The sequence below is a fragment of the Sphingomonas sp. PAMC 26617 genome, from assembly GCF_000242835.1.
Taxonomy (GTDB): Bacteria; Pseudomonadota; Alphaproteobacteria; order Sphingomonadales; family Sphingomonadaceae; genus Sphingomonas.
Genome location: NZ_JH594425.1, coordinates 1280457 through 1295652, shown reverse-complemented (window position 1 = coordinate 1295652; position 15196 = coordinate 1280457). Strand labels below are relative to the sequence as shown.

Annotated in this window: 16 protein-coding genes and 1 riboswitch; of the genes, 8 read left to right on the top strand and 8 right to left on the bottom strand. The window is 65.9% G+C overall.

The features are described from left to right. Positions 1-17: 17 nt before the first annotated feature. The 3 genes from RH91_RS05685 to RH91_RS05675 all read left to right on the top strand — a co-directional run bounded on the left by RH91_RS05685 (position 18) and on the right by RH91_RS05675 (position 1409). Positions 18-812: an SDR family oxidoreductase gene (locus RH91_RS05685; RefSeq protein WP_010161628.1), complete on the top strand. Its 795-nt coding sequence runs from the start codon at positions 18-20 to the stop codon at positions 810-812. A 67-nt stretch (positions 813-879) separates the two neighbouring features. Continuing rightward, complete coding sequence (locus RH91_RS05680) at positions 880-1122, top strand: type II toxin-antitoxin system ParD family antitoxin (protein ID WP_010161627.1); 243 nt, start codon at positions 880-882, stop codon at positions 1120-1122. Beyond that, on the top strand, positions 1119-1409 hold the full coding sequence (locus tag RH91_RS05675) for a type II toxin-antitoxin system RelE/ParE family toxin (RefSeq protein WP_010161626.1): 291 nt from the start codon (positions 1119-1121) through the stop codon (positions 1407-1409). The genes RH91_RS05680 and RH91_RS05675 overlap by 4 nt, the downstream gene beginning before the upstream one ends. Before the next feature lie 213 nt (positions 1410-1622). On the opposite strand, the gene thiC is transcribed toward RH91_RS05675, so the two are convergent. From thiC to RH91_RS05645, 6 genes are all read right to left on the bottom strand, one after another. Continuing rightward, on the bottom strand, positions 1623-3542 hold the full coding sequence (thiC, locus tag RH91_RS05670; RefSeq protein WP_010161625.1) for a phosphomethylpyrimidine synthase ThiC: 1920 nt from the start codon (positions 3540-3542) through the stop codon (positions 1623-1625). Positions 3543-3584: 42 nt separating this feature from the next. Continuing rightward, positions 3585-3693, bottom strand: a riboswitch (TPP riboswitch). A 37-nt stretch (positions 3694-3730) separates the two neighbouring features. Then, complete coding sequence (locus RH91_RS05665; protein WP_010161624.1) at positions 3731-4747, bottom strand: ferritin-like domain-containing protein; 1017 nt, start codon at positions 4745-4747, stop codon at positions 3731-3733. 51 nt (positions 4748-4798) lie between these two features. Beyond that, entirely contained in the window at positions 4799-5806 is a 1008-nt protein-coding gene (locus tag RH91_RS05660) for a ferritin-like domain-containing protein (protein ID WP_029623637.1), read from the bottom strand. 144 nt (positions 5807-5950) lie between these two features. Next, the gene (locus RH91_RS05655; RefSeq protein ID WP_010214419.1) at positions 5951-6826 is read right to left on the bottom strand and encodes a MipA/OmpV family protein; all 876 of its coding nucleotides are present in this window, start codon (positions 6824-6826) and stop codon (positions 5951-5953) included. A 74-nt stretch (positions 6827-6900) separates the two neighbouring features. Beyond that, complete coding sequence (locus RH91_RS05650) at positions 6901-7305, bottom strand: DUF2141 domain-containing protein (RefSeq protein WP_010161621.1); 405 nt, start codon at positions 7303-7305, stop codon at positions 6901-6903. Beyond that, a complete protein-coding gene (locus tag RH91_RS05645) occupies positions 7262-8065 on the bottom strand; it encodes a sterol desaturase family protein (protein WP_010161620.1) in 804 nt (267 codons plus the stop codon). The genes RH91_RS05650 and RH91_RS05645 overlap by 44 nt, the downstream gene beginning before the upstream one ends. A gap of 155 nt (positions 8066-8220) precedes the next feature. Here RH91_RS05645 and crtY point away from each other — a divergent pair, with 155 nt between their 5' ends. From crtY to RH91_RS05625, 4 genes are all read left to right on the top strand, one after another. Next, complete coding sequence (gene crtY / locus RH91_RS05640; protein ID WP_010161619.1) at positions 8221-9405, top strand: lycopene beta-cyclase CrtY; 1185 nt, start codon at positions 8221-8223, stop codon at positions 9403-9405. Further along, positions 9402-10886 carry a phytoene desaturase gene (locus RH91_RS05635; protein ID WP_010161618.1) on the top strand — a complete coding sequence of 495 codons (1485 nt, stop codon included), beginning with the start codon at positions 9402-9404 and terminating at the stop codon, positions 10884-10886. Before crtY ends, RH91_RS05635 begins: the two co-directional genes overlap by 4 nt. Positions 10887-11004: 118 nt before the next feature. Then, on the top strand, positions 11005-11586 hold the full coding sequence (locus tag RH91_RS05630) for a TIGR00730 family Rossman fold protein (protein ID WP_010161617.1): 582 nt from the start codon (positions 11005-11007) through the stop codon (positions 11584-11586). Beyond that, complete coding sequence (locus RH91_RS05625) at positions 11583-12527, top strand: phytoene/squalene synthase family protein (RefSeq protein ID WP_029623636.1); 945 nt, start codon at positions 11583-11585, stop codon at positions 12525-12527. Before RH91_RS05630 ends, RH91_RS05625 begins: the two co-directional genes overlap by 4 nt. Before the next feature lie 148 nt (positions 12528-12675). Here RH91_RS05625 and RH91_RS05620 read toward each other — a convergent pair whose 3' ends face one another. Further along, complete coding sequence (locus RH91_RS05620) at positions 12676-12906, bottom strand: hypothetical protein (RefSeq protein WP_010161615.1); 231 nt, start codon at positions 12904-12906, stop codon at positions 12676-12678. Between the two features lie 94 nt (positions 12907-13000). Between RH91_RS05620 and RH91_RS05615 the strand changes: the two genes are divergently transcribed. Then, positions 13001-14830: an ABCB family ABC transporter ATP-binding protein/permease gene (locus RH91_RS05615; protein WP_029623635.1), complete on the top strand. Its 1830-nt coding sequence runs from the start codon at positions 13001-13003 to the stop codon at positions 14828-14830. A gap of 53 nt (positions 14831-14883) precedes the next feature. Here RH91_RS05615 and RH91_RS05610 read toward each other — a convergent pair whose 3' ends face one another. Continuing rightward, positions 14884-15153 (bottom strand): GNAT family N-acetyltransferase, encoded by a 270-nt coding sequence (locus RH91_RS05610; protein WP_010161613.1) that lies wholly within the window; start codon positions 15151-15153, stop codon positions 14884-14886. Positions 15154-15196 lie beyond the last annotated feature (43 nt).

Sequence of the window (15196 nt, the reverse complement as noted above, 5' to 3'; positions counted from 1 at the left end):
CATGACGGAGGGGATATATGCAAAAGGCGATCTTCATCACCGGCGGCGGCTCGGGCATCGGGCAGGCCACCGCAAAACTGTTTGCCGCCAAGGGCTGGCGAGTCGGACTCGCCGACGTCAACCGGCAGGGCCTGTCGGAGACCGCCGCGGAGCTCCCGCCCGGCATCGCCGAAACCTATGTCATGGACGTCCGCAACCGCGACGCCAGGGTCGCGAGCCTCGACGCGTTCGTAGCCACCACCGGGGGCCGGCTCGACGTGCTGTTCAACAACGCCGGGATCGGCACCGGCGGCCCGATCGCCGAGATGTCCTTCGAGGACCTCGACCGCGTCGTCGCGATCAACCTCGTCGGCGTGCTCAACGGCGCGAAGATCGGCTACGCCTATCTCGCGCGGACGCCCGGATCGTGCCTGCTCAACACCGCGTCCGCCTCAGCGATCTACGGCTCGTCCGGGCTGCCGGTCTATTCCGCGACCAAGTTCGGCGTCCGCGCGCTGACCGAGGCGCTCGACGGCGAATGGTATGGCGCGGGGATCAAGGTGCGCGACATCGTCCCGAGCTTCATCGACACGCCGTTGCTGCAGGCCCCCGCGGGCAACAGCAACCAGTCGATCCGCGAAGTGGTGACGGGCGCGGGGCTCGAGCTGACCGGGGTCGATCAGGTCGCGCAGGCGGCGTGGGATGCGGTGCACGGCGACCGCGTCCACACCTTCGTGGGCAAGACCGCGGACCGCATGGCGTTCGCCGCGCGCTGGCTGCCCGGGCGTCTGCGCAAGATGATGCGGCGCGGGATCGCACCGGGAGAGCGGTGAGAGGGGCAACACCGGTATCCCTGATAAGCGGCTTGTCGCTACTGGAGCGCTGCCGTAAAATGGCGGCATGGCGAAGATGAACGTCCTGCTTCCCGACGATCTGCAAAGCTGGGCCGATTCGCGCGTTTCCGAGGGGCGGTACGACAGCGGTGCCGACTATGTTCGCGATCTGGTGCGCCGCGACCGGGACTATGCGGAGAAGCTGATCGCGTTGCAGGCGGCGATTGCCGAGGGGCTTGCCTCTGGGGTGAGCGAGCGGACGATCGAGGATATCATCCGCGATCGCAGGGAACGGGACGGCGTCGCTTGATCCCCGTCACGCTTAGTCGTGACGCCGATACCGACCTCGACGGAATCCTCGACTATAGCATCGCGGTCCACGGTCGCGCGGTCGCCGAGGCCTATTTGCGGACGATCCATGCCGTGTTCGACCGGCTATCGGACTTTCCCGAGCTTGGTGTTGCGCGAAGCGATTTGCCCGGAGCGATGCGAAGCCTGCCCAGCGGCGAGCACCGGATTTTCTATGCTGTGCGGCCGGAGGGCGTCTTGATCGCGCGCGTCCTGCACAAGGCGATGGATCCGCCGCGGCATCTGTAGCGCAGGCGCGGCGGACTTGTGTTCGGGATGAACTGTGTCGGGCTGGAGTACGTTTCACGGATCGAAGCGACCGGCGGAGGCTGCTTACCACTAAGGCGGCTTATTCACTCTTGAATAAGTATAAAAATTGGGAGCGATCGCACGGCAATCGTGCATTAGATACGCAAAGCCGGCGGCGCTCTCCCGCCGCCGGCACTTGAAACCTCCTGCGTCTTACTCCGCCGGCAGGTAAATCTCCCCGCCCTTCTCCTTGAACGTCTCGCTCATGGCCGCCATCCCGGCCTCCGCGTCGACATGCGTCGTGCCCTTGGCAAAGGCCGCGCGGTCCGCGTCCGCCGCCTGCCCCGCGCCCGCCGCGAGGAACCCGTCCGCCGGGCCGTTCTGCTTCGCCGCAAAGTCGCGCACTTCCTGCGTGATCTTCATCGAGCAGAATTTCGGGCCACACATCGAACAGAAATGCGCGGTCTTGGCGCCTTCCGCCGGGAGCGTCTGGTCGTGATATTGCTCGGCGGTGTCGGGGTCCAACGACAGGTTGAACTGGTCGCGCCAGCGGAAATCGAAGCGTGCGCGCGACAAGGCGTCGTCGCGCATCCTGGCCGCCGGGTGCCCCTTGGCCAGATCGGCGGCGTGCGCGGCGAGCTTGTACGTCACCACGCCGACCTTGACGTCGTCGCGGTCGGGCAGGCCCAGATGCTCCTTGGGCGTGACGTAGCAAAGCATTGCGGTGCCATACCAGCCGATCATCGCGGCACCGATCCCGCTGGTGATATGGTCATAGCCCGGCGCGATATCGGTGGTGAGCGGCCCGAGCGTGTAGAACGGGGCCTCGCCGCACACTTCGAGCTGCTTTTCCATGTTCTCCTTGATCTTGTGCATCGGCACATGGCCGGGGCCTTCGATCATCACCTGGACGTCGCTCTTCCACGCGCGATGCGTGAGCTCGCCCAATGTATAGAGTTCGCTGAACTGCGCCTCGTCGTTCGCGTCGGCGATGGAGCCGGGGCGCAGGCCGTCGCCGAGCGAATAGGCGATGTCATACGCCTGCATGATCTCGGTGATCTCGTCGAAACGTTCGTAGAGGAAGCTCTCCTTGTGGTGCGCGAGGCACCATTTCGCCATGATCGACCCGCCGCGCGAGACGATCCCGGTCACGCGCTTCGCGGTCATGGGGATGTAGGCGAGCCGCACGCCGGCGTGGATCGTGAAGTAATCGACGCCCTGCTCGGCCTGTTCGATCAGCGTGTCGCGGAAGATCTCCCACGTCAGGTCCTCGGCGACGCCTCCGACCTTTTCGAGCGCCTGGTAGATCGGAACGGTGCCGATCGGGACGGGCGAATTGCGCAGGATCCATTCGCGCGTGTCGTGTATGTTGCGCCCCGTCGACAGGTCCATCACCGTATCCGCGCCCCAGCGGATCGACCAGACCATCTTGTCGACTTCCGCCGCAACGTTGCTCGCGACTGCCGAATTGCCGATGTTGGCGTTGATCTTGACCAGGAAGTTGCGCCCGATCGCCATCGGCTCGGATTCGGGGTGGTTGATGTTGTTGGGGATGATCGCCCGGCCCCGCGCGATCTCGTCGCGAACGAACTCGGGGGTGACATAATCGGGGATCGAAGCGCCGAACGATTCGCCGTCGCGGATCAGCTTCTCCTTGGCGGCGGCGCGACCGAGGTTCTCACGGATCGCGACATATTCCATCTCGGGGGTGATGATCCCGCGCCGCGCATAATGCATCTGGCTGACGTTCGCCCCCGCCTTGGCGCGCAACGGGCGCTTCACGACGTTGGGATATTGCGGGACGCCCGCCGAGCGATCCGGCCCGGTCAGGCCATTGTCGTCGGGGCGGATTTCGCGCGCGTCGTAGGTTTCGACGTCGCCACGCGCGACGATCCAGTCGCGGCGGAGCTGCGGGAGCCCCATGTTGATGTCGATCTGCGCCTTGGGGTCGGTATACGGCCCGGACGTGTCGTAGACGCGCAGCGGCTGTTCGTTCGCGGAGGGTTCGAGCAGGATCTCGCGCATGGCGACCCCCGCGCCAGGGATATTCGCGCACGGCACGTGGATCTTGCGCGATCCGCGGATCGCGCCGGTGGTAACGCCAATTTCAGTGCGGGCAGGAATGTCGGCCATTGTCTCGCTCCTCAAAATCGGACGAGCGACAACGGAACCCGGGCGTGGACACCGCTCCCTCCCTCCGCCCGTGCTAACGGGATCAGGTTCAAACGGGTCGTGGCTTCAGCCACCTCTCAGCTGCTCTGGCGCAGCCCCCCGGGGAATTTCAGTCTTGTACGTGCTTCAAGCGACGAAGGAAAGGTAGGTCAGCTCGCCGCGCTGGTCTTGATGTTGCCGTTGATGCCGTTGGGGAAGAACCCACCGCCGACCACCGCATTGCGGTTGAGATAGACGACGTTGAGCACCTGCCCCGGCGTCCGGCTGAACGTGATGCCGTTTGCGTCGGTCGGGACGAGATTCGCGGTGGTGCCGTCGCCGATCCCCTGGTCGAGGTCGCTCGCCGTGCCATCGAGGCTGTCGCGCGCGTCGCTGATCAGATTGGCGTTAGTACGCAGCGACGGGGTCGCGATGCCCTTGGCGTAGAGCACCGTGCGGATCAGCCCGGCGTGATAGGCCTCGGTCGCGAGGATCCCGGCGGCCGCGTCGATCAGCAGGCTTTGCGCGATCAGCGGCGCTGCACCCTTATACGCAGTGACGCCCACGTCCTCGAAGATGAACGCCGCGAGCAGGAAGTTCTCATCGCTGGCATAAGGATCGAAGGTGCCGGTCGCCGGGACGATTCCCGCCGCACGCGCCGCCGCGGTGAACGCGCCGGTCGCGCCACCGTCGATGTTGATCGCAGGCTGCGCGACCGTCGACGTGCCAAGCACCGAGCGCAGGAACGCGACGTGCGCGACCTCGTCCGCCGCGATCTCGCGCGCATATTGCTGGACGATCGGATCGGTGAACGCGACCTGCCGCCCGCCGGTCACGCCGCCGGGCGTGCCCGTGCCGGTCAGCAGCGCGGCGGGAAGACCTGCGCCAGTGACGGCAAAGCTGTAAAACTGTGCTTCGAGATATTCGAGGTTGAGCGCGAAGTTGAACGTGTCCTGGTCCTTCAGCACGTCGGTCGAGGCCGGGCTCGGCGTCGCGCTGGCGGTATCGGTCGGCGTGGGGGTCGGGGTGATGGCGCTGTCGCCGTTGTTTGCTCCGCAGGCCGAAAGGAGCGCGCTGCCGCCCGCGACGACCGAGGCGGCCCCGGCGGTGCGGAGGAAGCTGCGCCGCGCCGCGCGGCGGCGTTCGCCCGCATCGAGGACGGTGAGAAGGAGGTCGCTATCGATCACTGGAAACACTCCGGTACGGGCGCGAAGACAAGGGAAGCACAGACGCGAGGCTCAGGCCGCTGCGGTGCTGGTATTGATGCTGCCGTTGACGCCATTGGGGAAGAAGCCCCCCTTCGCCACGGCGAGCGTGCTGAGATAGACGATGTTGAGCACGGGGCCGGTCGCGCGGCCATAGGCAAGACCATCCTGCCCGGTCGGCACGATGTTCGATGCGCTGAGACCGTTGAGCGCGGTTAACTGGCTGTTGGCGATCGTCGTCGCCGAAATGCCCTGGTCATCGTCGCTGCTGCCGTCGAACGCGTCGCGGACGTTCGAAATCGCATCGGTGTTCGTGCGCAGGCTCGGGGTCTGCAGCCCCTTGCTGTACAGCACGGTCCGGATGATCGACGCGTGATACGCCTCCGCGGCAAGGATGCCCGCGGCAGCCTCGAGATAGACCTTGCTGGAAAGCAGCGAGGAGGCACCGCGATAGGCGGTGACGCCGACGTCCTCGAACAGGAACGCCGCCTGGAGGAAATTCTCGTCGCTTGCATAAGGATCGAACGCCGCCCCCGCCGCGACGATCTTGGCCGCCTGCGCCGCCACGCTAAACGCGCTGGTCGCGCTCGAGCCGATGTCGATCGCGGGTTGCGCGACCGCTGCGGTCGACAGCTGCGCGCGCAGGAAGGTAACGTGGTTGACCTCGTCCTGCGCGATCTCGCGCGCATATTGGGCAACCAGCGGATCGGTGAAGTTGACCGCGCGGCCCCCGGTGACGGTGCCCTGCGTCGTCGTGCTTGCGCTGCCAGGCGTCAGCAACGCGTTGGGCAAACCGGTGCCGAACGCGGCGAAGGAATAGAATTGCGCCTCGAGATATTCGAGGTTGAGCGCGAAATTAAGGATCGCGGCGTCGTTGTCGGTCGCCTGCGCGGTCGCCCGGCTTCCGATCGTGACTGCGGTTGCGCCGAGTGCGGCGACCGCTCCGGCGCCGAGCGCGGTACGGAAAAATTCGCGGCGTTCGCTGCGACGTTCGGCACGGGATTCGAGCCGTTCGATCAGCTGCTGGTCAGTATCGTTCATCGGGGCGAAGCCTTCATCCTTGAAACGCGCCTTGCGGCCCGGCTTGCGTGGCACCGCGCGAGGCGGGACGCAAGCCGGGAAATGGCGGCCAGGCGCAGAGCTTATGCCGCGCCGAAAGGTTTGCCCCGATACGGGTACGCTACATCAGAAGGTGTAAGCGACGCCGGCTGCACCGACCCACTGGTTGCGCGAACCCGCGATGCTCACGATCGGGCTGTCGCCGAAATTGCCGAGCATGCGCGAATAGGTGCCGCCCGCCACGAGCTTGAACCCGTGCAGCAGATCCCCGGTCAGCGAATAGGTCGCCAGGCCACCGACCGAATAGTTCTTCCAGCCCTTGCCGACGCTATACTGCGGCAGGCCGCTGGCGAGGCTCTGCGCCGGCGTGATCGAGAAATAGGTCTGGCCGTAGCCGCTCTCAACTCGCTGCGCGGTGCCGAACACGGCGATTGCCGCCTTGCGGCTGAGCGGGGTCAGATAGTTGATCGACGGCTGGAGGATGCTCGACCGGTGCGCGCCGTTGACGTCATGGCGCAGGCTGACCGAGACCGAGAGCTTGTCGTACGGGCTGGTGATGACGCCGGTCTTGCCCAGGCCGACATAACCGCCAAGCTCGATCGCGGTGCCGATCTTGCCGAGTGCGCGGACGCGCAGGTCGTCGATGTTCTTCGGGCTCTGGCGATCGAAATTGACGACGCCGATCGGGCCGAACTGGATGTCCCAGCGCTGACCCGGGTTGTTGCGCGCAAGATCCAGGCTCGCGCGGTTGCCGATGACGTTGAAGTTGAAGCCCTTGATCGATCCGATCACGACGGGCGCGGGAACGACGCGGTAATCGTTCGAACCGTCATAGTCCGGCAGATAGGCAGCACCGACGCCGACGGTGACGGTGTCCTTGTCGAAATCGGCCGCGATCTGGTTGTTGTCCGCCGGGACCGGCGCGGCGTCCTGCGCGAAGGCGGGGGCGGCGGCACCGAGCAACAAGACGGTGGCGGCGGCAAAGAGAGGGCGATAGGTCACGGGCAGCTCCAGCGGAAACAAATGATGTCGGGCGCGTAACGCCATGTCACCATTTTGGCTCCCATCTTCCGTGGTCAGAGCAAGTATCGCATCCGAACCTGTTGCCGATCTGCATCACTTTGCAGGGTGAACCGCGCCGCCGCAAAGCGTGGCGGGCCAAACCGTACGGTGGGATTACGAGAGAAACCAAAGCCTTCGCGTGGAATTCCGGCGAAAGTGTCGAGTTTGTGGTTGTTATTCTCGTCATGGATCACCGCAACAGCATATGTCCCGTGCGGGAGGCCGCCGAAACGGATGCTGGTCGTGGTTGCGGGGATCGAGCGCGTGGTTGCATTCGCATCGTCGATACAGGCAGGAAAGTTGTCCGGATCGGCGGTCAGGCAGACACGGACCATGCCCTTGGTCGAGCGCAGGTTGGAGACGTCGACCGCAAGCTCAGCGGTTGGCACCGCGCCCGGCAGCGTTGCCAGCAGCACCATGCCCGCCACGCTGACCGACGCCAGCCTTCGCATGTTCGCGCGCGAAATCGCCAACGCCTCGGTCGGTCCCGCACAGCCGGTCCCAGAATCGGAAGTAGAGGCCATAATTTCCTCGATACAGCTCGTGATGACGCTGATGGTGACTCGCGGTGATGAGCCAGTTGCCCAATGCCCCCCGCCACATGAACGCAGGAAAAATCTCCCACCCCATGTGATTGGTGACCCCCATAACCGTCATGATGCCAAGCACCAACCCGAGTGCGCCGGGATGGATCGGAATGATGAAGACCAGTAGCGGAATTATCACGGCCCCCGAGATCGCCTCGATCGGATGGAACGCCATCGCGGCCCATGCGGTGGGCGGGCGGCTCTGGTGATGGACCGCATGCGCGAGCTTGAACGCGCGCGGTTCATGCATCCAGCGGTGCGTCCAGTAGAACCAGGTGTCGTGCGCGACCAGATACAGCACCACCGATACCGGCAGATACCATAAGGGAAACGCGTGGACGTCGGAATAGATCTCCGTCCAGCCGCGATTCTTCCAGCCCCAGGCGATGACCCCAGCGGGCACGCCATAGATCGCTGCGGACGCGACGCTCCACCAGATCTCTCGCCGGATCTGGGCGGACAGGCCGCGATACAGGCCGGGGTAACGCGCCTGTGTTGCCGCAGCGAACGCGCCCGACACGACGAGATAGCGGACCGCGACGATCACCGACATGACGAGCGCGGAGGCAAAGATGGCGAGGGCGACGGTCATTCCCCCACTCTGTAGAGCGTAATGCGCGCAAACGCCACGACGCGGTGACGCCCCGCGCACCCATGCAGGCCCCTCCCGGTGCAGAACGCCCTTTTTGCGCGGCGAGCCCGCGCCGGACGGTTGCATGGCGGGCGCATTCGGCTATCGCCGTGGCGATGCCAACACCCCTATCCTGCGACCTGGCGATCGTCGGCGGCGGCCTGGCGGGCGGCCTCATCGCGCTCGCGCTCGCAAAGCGCCGTCCCGGGCTCGACATCCGACTGATCGATGCGGGCGACACGATCGGCGGCAACCATCTGTGGTCGTTCTTCGTCAGCGACATCGCCGAGGCGGACCGCTGGATCCTCGCGCCGCTGATCAGTTATGGCTGGACGCGGTATGACATCGCGTTTCCCGCCCACCGCCGGACGCTCGAAAGTATCTATTATTCGATCGAATCGGAGCGGCTTGATACGGTCGTGCGCGCCGCGCTTCCCGCGAAGGCGGTAATGACCGGCCACAAGGTGGTCGAGCTGACGCCGACCTCGGTGTTGCTCGCGGACGGGACGCAGATCGCGGCCGATGGCGTCATCGATGCACGCGGGCCGGGCAATCTGTCGCGGCTCGATCTCGGCTGGCAGAAGTTCCTCGGGCGCGAGCTCAGCCTCGCCGATCCGCATGACGATCCGCGCCCGATGGTGATGGACGCGACCGTGTCGCAGATCGACGGCTATCGCTTCGTCTATTGCCTGCCCTTCGCCGCCACCCGGATGTTCGTCGAGGACACCTATTACAGCGACACCCCCACGCTCGACCACGCGGCGATCGGCGAGCGGATCGACGGCTATGTCGCCGCGCGCGGCTGGCAGGTCGAGCGCGTGCTGCGCGAGGAAAGCGGTGTTCTGCCGGTCGCGATGGGGGGCGACTTCGAGGGCTATTGGGGATCGAGCGGACTCGGCATCGCAAAGGCGGGGATGCGCGCGGGGCTGTTCCACCCGACCACCGGCTATTCGCTTCCCGATGCGGTCCGCACCGCCGCGCTGATCGTCCGCGCGACCGATCTGTCGGGGCCTGCGCTCCACACGCTCACCCACGGTTTTGCCAGAACGACGTGGCAGGACCGCGGTTTCTATCGCATGCTCGACAAGATGCTGTTCCGCGCCGCCGACCCCGAGGAACGCTACCGCGTGCTCGAACGCTTCTACCGGCTCGATCCGCAACTGGTGCGGCGCTTCTATGCAGGACGATCGACGATGATGGACAAGGCCCGGATCCTCACCGGCAAGCCGCCGGTGCCGGTCGGCCGCGCGCTCCGCGCGATCGGGTTGCTGCCCACTTCCCGGGTGGAGCAGACGTCATGACGGCGCGGACCGCGATCGTCATCGGTGCCGGGTTCGGCGGGCTTGCGCTCGCGATCCGGCTGCAGTCCGCGGGGGTCGAGACGACCATCGTGGAAGCGCGCGACAAGGCCGGGGGGCGGGCATACGTCTGGGAGAAGGACGGCTTCACCTTCGACGCCGGGCCGACCGTCATCACTGATCCGCCCTGCCTGCAGGAGCTATGGGCGCTGACCGGGCGCGACATGGCGGAGGACGTCACGCTCGCGCCGGTGACCCCCTTCTACCGGCTCAACTGGCCCGATGGCGTCAGTTTTGATTATTCGAACGACGAACCGTCGCTCAATGCCGAGATCGCCAAGCTCAACCCCGAAGACGTCGCGGGCTACGCCAAGTTCCTCGACTATGCCGCAGGGGTTTACGAGGAAGGCTATCGCAAACTCGGTCATGTCGCGTTCCTCGACTTCGCGTCGATGATCAAGGCCGCCCCCGCGCTCGCCAAATACCAGGCATGGCGGTCGGTGTATTCGATCGTGTCGAGTTACGTGAAGGACGAGCATCTTCGGCAGGCGCTGTCGTTCCACACGCTGCTGGTCGGCGGCAACCCGATGAACACCAGCGCGATCTACGCGCTGATCCACAAGCTCGAAAAGGACGGCGGCGTCTGGTTCGCGATGGGCGGGACCAACCAGTTGATCGCGGGGATGGTCCGCCATTTCGAGCGGCTGGGCGGCGTGCTACGGCTGAACGACCCCGCGGTCGACATCGCGACGATGGGCGACCGCGCGACCGGCGTCACCACCGCAAGCGGCTGGCATGCCGATGCGGACATGGTCGCGTGCAACAGCGACGTGATGCACAGCTACCGCGACCTGCTCAAATCCTCGCGCAGCGCGCAGCGGACCAAGAACGGGCTCGCACGCAAGAAATACTCGCCGTCGCTGTTCGTCGTGCATTTCGGGATAAAGGGCACGTGGCCGGGCATCCCGCACCACATGATCCTGTTCGGGCCGCGCTATCAGGGGCTACTCGCCGACATTTACGATCATGGCGTGCTGCCCGAGGATTTCTCGCTCTACCTCCACCATCCGACCGTCACCGACCCGTCGCTCGCGCCGGAAGGGCATTCGACCTTCTATGTGCTGGCGCCGGTGCCGCACCTCGGCAAGTTCCCGGTCGACTGGAAGGAGATCGGCCCGATCCTCGAGAAGCGCATCCTCGACGAGGTCGGGCGGCGGCTGATCCCGGATATCCACGAGCGGATCGTGACGAAGTTCCATTATGCGCCGAATGACTTCGCGGCAGACCTGAACGCGCATTTGGGGAGCGCCTTCTCGCTCGAGCCGTTGCTGACGCAAAGCGCATGGTTCCGCGTCCACAATCGCGACGACCATATTCCGAACCTGTATTTCGTCGGCGCGGGCACGCATCCGGGTGCGGGGATTCCCGGCGTGGTGGGCAGTGCCAAGGCCACCGCCGCGTTGATGCTGGAGAGTGAACGATGATTAATCTTCTAAAGCCCCTCCCCTTCAGGGGAGGGGTTGGGGGTGGGGCAGTACAGCGTGCGGGCCTCTCTACGAGGCACTTCCCCACCCCAACCCCTCCCCTGAAGGGGAGGGGCTTGTGAAGCGTCTCGCTGTGTACTGCGGGTCCGCTTCGCCCGCTGACCCAGTCTACATCGAATCCGCCCGCCAGGTCGGCCGCACCCTCGCCGAACGCGGCATCGGCGTCGTCTACGGCGGCGGGCGTCTCGGCCTGATGGGCGCAGTCGCCGACGCCGCACTCGAAGCGGGCGGCGAAGTGATCGGCATCATCCCCGAAGCGCTCGTTAGCGCCGAGGTCGCGCACCGTGGCCTCACCGATCTGCAGGTCGTCGCCACGATGCACCAGCGCAAGCAGGCGTTCACCGACCTGTCCGACGGGTTCGTCAACCTGCCCGGCGGCACCGGCACGATGGACGAACTGTGGGAAGCGCTGAGCTGGGCGCAGATCGGCTATCACGCCAAGCCGGTCGGGCTGCTCAACGTCGCGGGCTATTATGACGATCTCGTTGCTTTCTATCGCAAGATGGGCGCGGTCGGGTTCCTGCGCCCACAGCATCAGGGGATCCTGCTGATCGACACCGCGCTCGACGGATTGCTTGCGCAAATGGCGGCGCACGAGCCGGTTGAGACGATCACCAAGATGCGCGCCAGAGACCTGTGAGCGGCCAGCCTTCGCGTGACGTCATCGTGGCCGCCGCGCAGGAGTCGATCGCGCGAGGTTCCAAGAGTTTCGCGGCGGCGAGCAAGCTGTTCGCCCCCAAGGTGCGCGAACGGGCGTGGCTGCTCTACGCGTGGTGCCGCGCGTGCGACGACATTGCGGACGGGCAGGATCACGGCCACGGCATGACCGGCGTCACGGACGGGCCCGCTCGACTGGCGGCGATGTCCGCCAAGACCGAGGCGGCGCTCGCGGGCGTATCGGTCGGCGAACCCGCGTTCGACGCGCTCCGGCTGTTTGCCGCCGAGACCGCCCTGCCGCCCGCGCTCCCGCGCGACCTGATCGCGGGTTTCGCGCTCGATGCGGAAGGCTGGCGGCCGCAGACCGAGCAGGATCTGTACCGCTATTGCTATCATGTCGCGGGCGTGGTCGGCAGCATGATGGCGATCGCGATGGGGGTGTCGCCCGACGACGACGCCACGCTCGACCGCGCGTGCGACCTCGGGCTCGCCTTCCAGCTCGCCAACATCGCGCGCGACGTGGCCGAGGATGCGCGCGCCGGGCGCTGTTACCTGCCGCAGGACTGGCTCGACGAATTCGGCATCCCGGCGGATGCCATGCTCGCCCCCGAGTATCGCGACCGGCTCGGGTTGCTCGGCGAGCGGCTCGGGTTGCTGGCGGCGCGCTACGAGGACAGCGCGCGGTTCGGGACCCCAGCGCTGGCGTTCCGCTCGGCCTGGGCGGTGCTGGCGGCGGCGGGAATCTACGGTGCGATCGGGCGCACGGTTGCCGCGCTAGGGCCGCGCGCATGGGACGTTCGTGTCGGAACGTCGGGGTCGGCGAAGCTCGGGTTCATGCGGCGCGCGTTTGGGGAAGCGAGGCGGCGCAGGGCGCTGTATCCGCCGTCGGTTCGAGATGCCACACTGTGGACCCGACCGCGCTAGGCTTTTTCAAGGAGTCTTCTACTTCTTCCCCGGCGTAGGCCGGGGCCCAGTAGCGCGCGTCTAACTATTGAGGACTGCCCGCGTTAAACTCTGCTTCCGCTACTGGGCCCCGGCCCACGCCGGGGATGCGCAGAACGGGATAACGCTGTTACCCATGTTGCGCCCGCGCCTTGGTCGAAGCCATCGGCATCCCGGTCGCCCGACACGAAGCGCTCACCACAGGAAAATCGATATCCGAGTTTCGTGCCAATGCCGCGGGCATGGCAGCCTGGCATTGCGCGATCGAGCGGTACTGAGCCTGTTCGACGCGCGCCTGCTGGCAACCCATGCTGCCATCGCCGCACCCCATGATCGCCATGACGTAGAAAAGCGAGTCCATGATCGTCTCCGTTCGCCAATAAAACAGATGAGATGCACTGCTTGTTCCACCAGCCGCTTTTGATCCGGCTTGACTAGGACTACATGCGCTTTCGATGCCACCTGATCTTGCAACCACTTCGACTGCGCCCGAGCGCCCAATGCTCCCGACGCTGCGGCGCTTCCTGCCGTATCTCTGGCCCGCCGACGCGCCTGCGCTGCGGCTGCGGATCGTCGGCGCGATGCTGCTCGTCGTCGCGTCCAAGCTGGTGCAGGTCTATGGCGCGCCGTTCGCGCTGCAGGGCGCGATCGACGGGATGGCGGGTGGACCGCGAACGCCGTCAGTGGTGTCGCTGATCTTCCTGCTGGTGATCGGCTATGCCGCCGCGCGGTTCGGCTCGGTCGTGTTCGACAACCTCCGCAACGCGGTGTTCGAGCGCGTCGGGCAGGATGCGACCCGCCGCCTCGCCGCCGGCGTGTTCAGACATCTCCACCAATTGTCGCTGCGCTTCCATCTCGAACGCCGCACCGGTGCGGTCACCAAGGTGGTCGAGCGCGGGACCAAGAGCATCGACACGATGCTGTATTTCCTGCTGTTCAACATCGCGCCGACGGTGCTCGAGCTCGCACTGGTGCTCGGCATCTTCTGGACCAAATTCGGGTTCGCCCTGGTCGCGGGAACGCTGGTGATGGTGGCGGTGTACATCGTCTTCACGCGCTGGGTGACCGACTGGCGCGCCGCCTTGCGCACGCGGATGAACGACCTCGACACCGGCGCGGTCAGCCATGCGGTGGATTCGCTGCTCAACTTCGAGACGGTCAAATATTTCGGCGCGGAGGAGCGCGAGGGGAAACGCTACGACGCGGCGATGGCTGCCTATGCCAGCGCCGCCGTCACCTCCGAGAATTCGCTCGCGTGGCTCAACATCGGGCAGGCGCTGATCACCAACCTGATGATGGCGGGCGGGATGGCGCTGGTCGTCTACGGCTGGAGCGAGGGCCGCTTCACCGCGGGCAACGTCGTGCTCGTCTCGACGCTGCTCGCGCAGCTGTTCCGCCCGCTCGACCTGCTCGGCATGGTGTATCGCACCATTCGACAAGGAGTCATCGACATGGGCGCGATGTTCGATCTGATCGACACGCCCTCCGAAGTGGTCGACGTCCCCGGCGCGAAGCCGCTGAACATCGCGCGCGGACACGTCCGGTTCGAGGACGTGCGCTTCGGCTATGACGACGGAATGCCGATCCTCAAGGGGATCGACCTCGATATTCCGGCGGGCAAGACGCTCGCGGTGGTCGGGCCATCGGGGGCGGGCAAGTCGACGCTCGCGCGGCTGCTGTACCGTTTCTACGACCTGACCAGCGGGCGGATCACGGTCGACGGACAGGACATCGCGCAGGTGACGCAGGCGAGCCTGCGCTCGTCGATCGGGATCGTCCCGCAGGACACGGTGCTTTTCAACGACACGATCGGCTACAACATCGCTTATGGCCGCGAGGGTGCGGGCGAATCCGAGATCGAGAACGCTGCGCGCGGGGCGGCGATCGCGGGGTTCATAGAACGCCAGCCCGACGGCTATGCCACCCGCGTCGGCGAGCGCGGACTGAAGCTGTCGGGCGGGGAGAAGCAGCGCGTCGCGATCGCCCGCACCCTGCTCAAGAACCCGCCGATCCTGATCCTCGACGAAGCGACGAGCGCTTTGGACAGCCGTACGGAGGGCGAGATCCTCGATACGCTGCAAGCGATCGAACGCGGACGCACGACGATCGTGATCGCGCACCGGCTATCGACCGTGGTCCATGCCGACGAGATCGTCGTGCTCGAAGCGGGGCGCGTGGTCGAGCGCGGGAGCCATGCGGTGCTGCTCCGCAAGAACGGGCTCTATGCCGAGATGTGGAACCGCCAGGCGCAGGAGCGCGCCGAGGAAACGCTCGCGGCGGAATAAGGGGCTGGGGCTGGGCAGCCCCTCCCCTGTTCGATTCGAGCCTCATCGCCGCGTTACAGCAACGCGCGATACTCCGGGTGCTTCTCGATATACGCCGTCACGAACGGACATTGCGAGATCACCTTCAATCCCCGATCCCGCGCCGAATCGAGCGCGGCGCGGATCAGCTTCGACGCGACCCCCCGCCCCTCGATCGCGCGCGGCACGATCGTGTGCGTGAAGACGATCGCGTCGCCCTCCCGCTGATACGCCGCGACCGCGCGCTGGCCCCTCACGATCAGTTCGAATTCGGCTTCGGCCTTGTTGTCGGTAACGCGTTCCATAGCCACGCATGTGCTGCGCCGCCCAGCCTAGCGCAAGAACGTT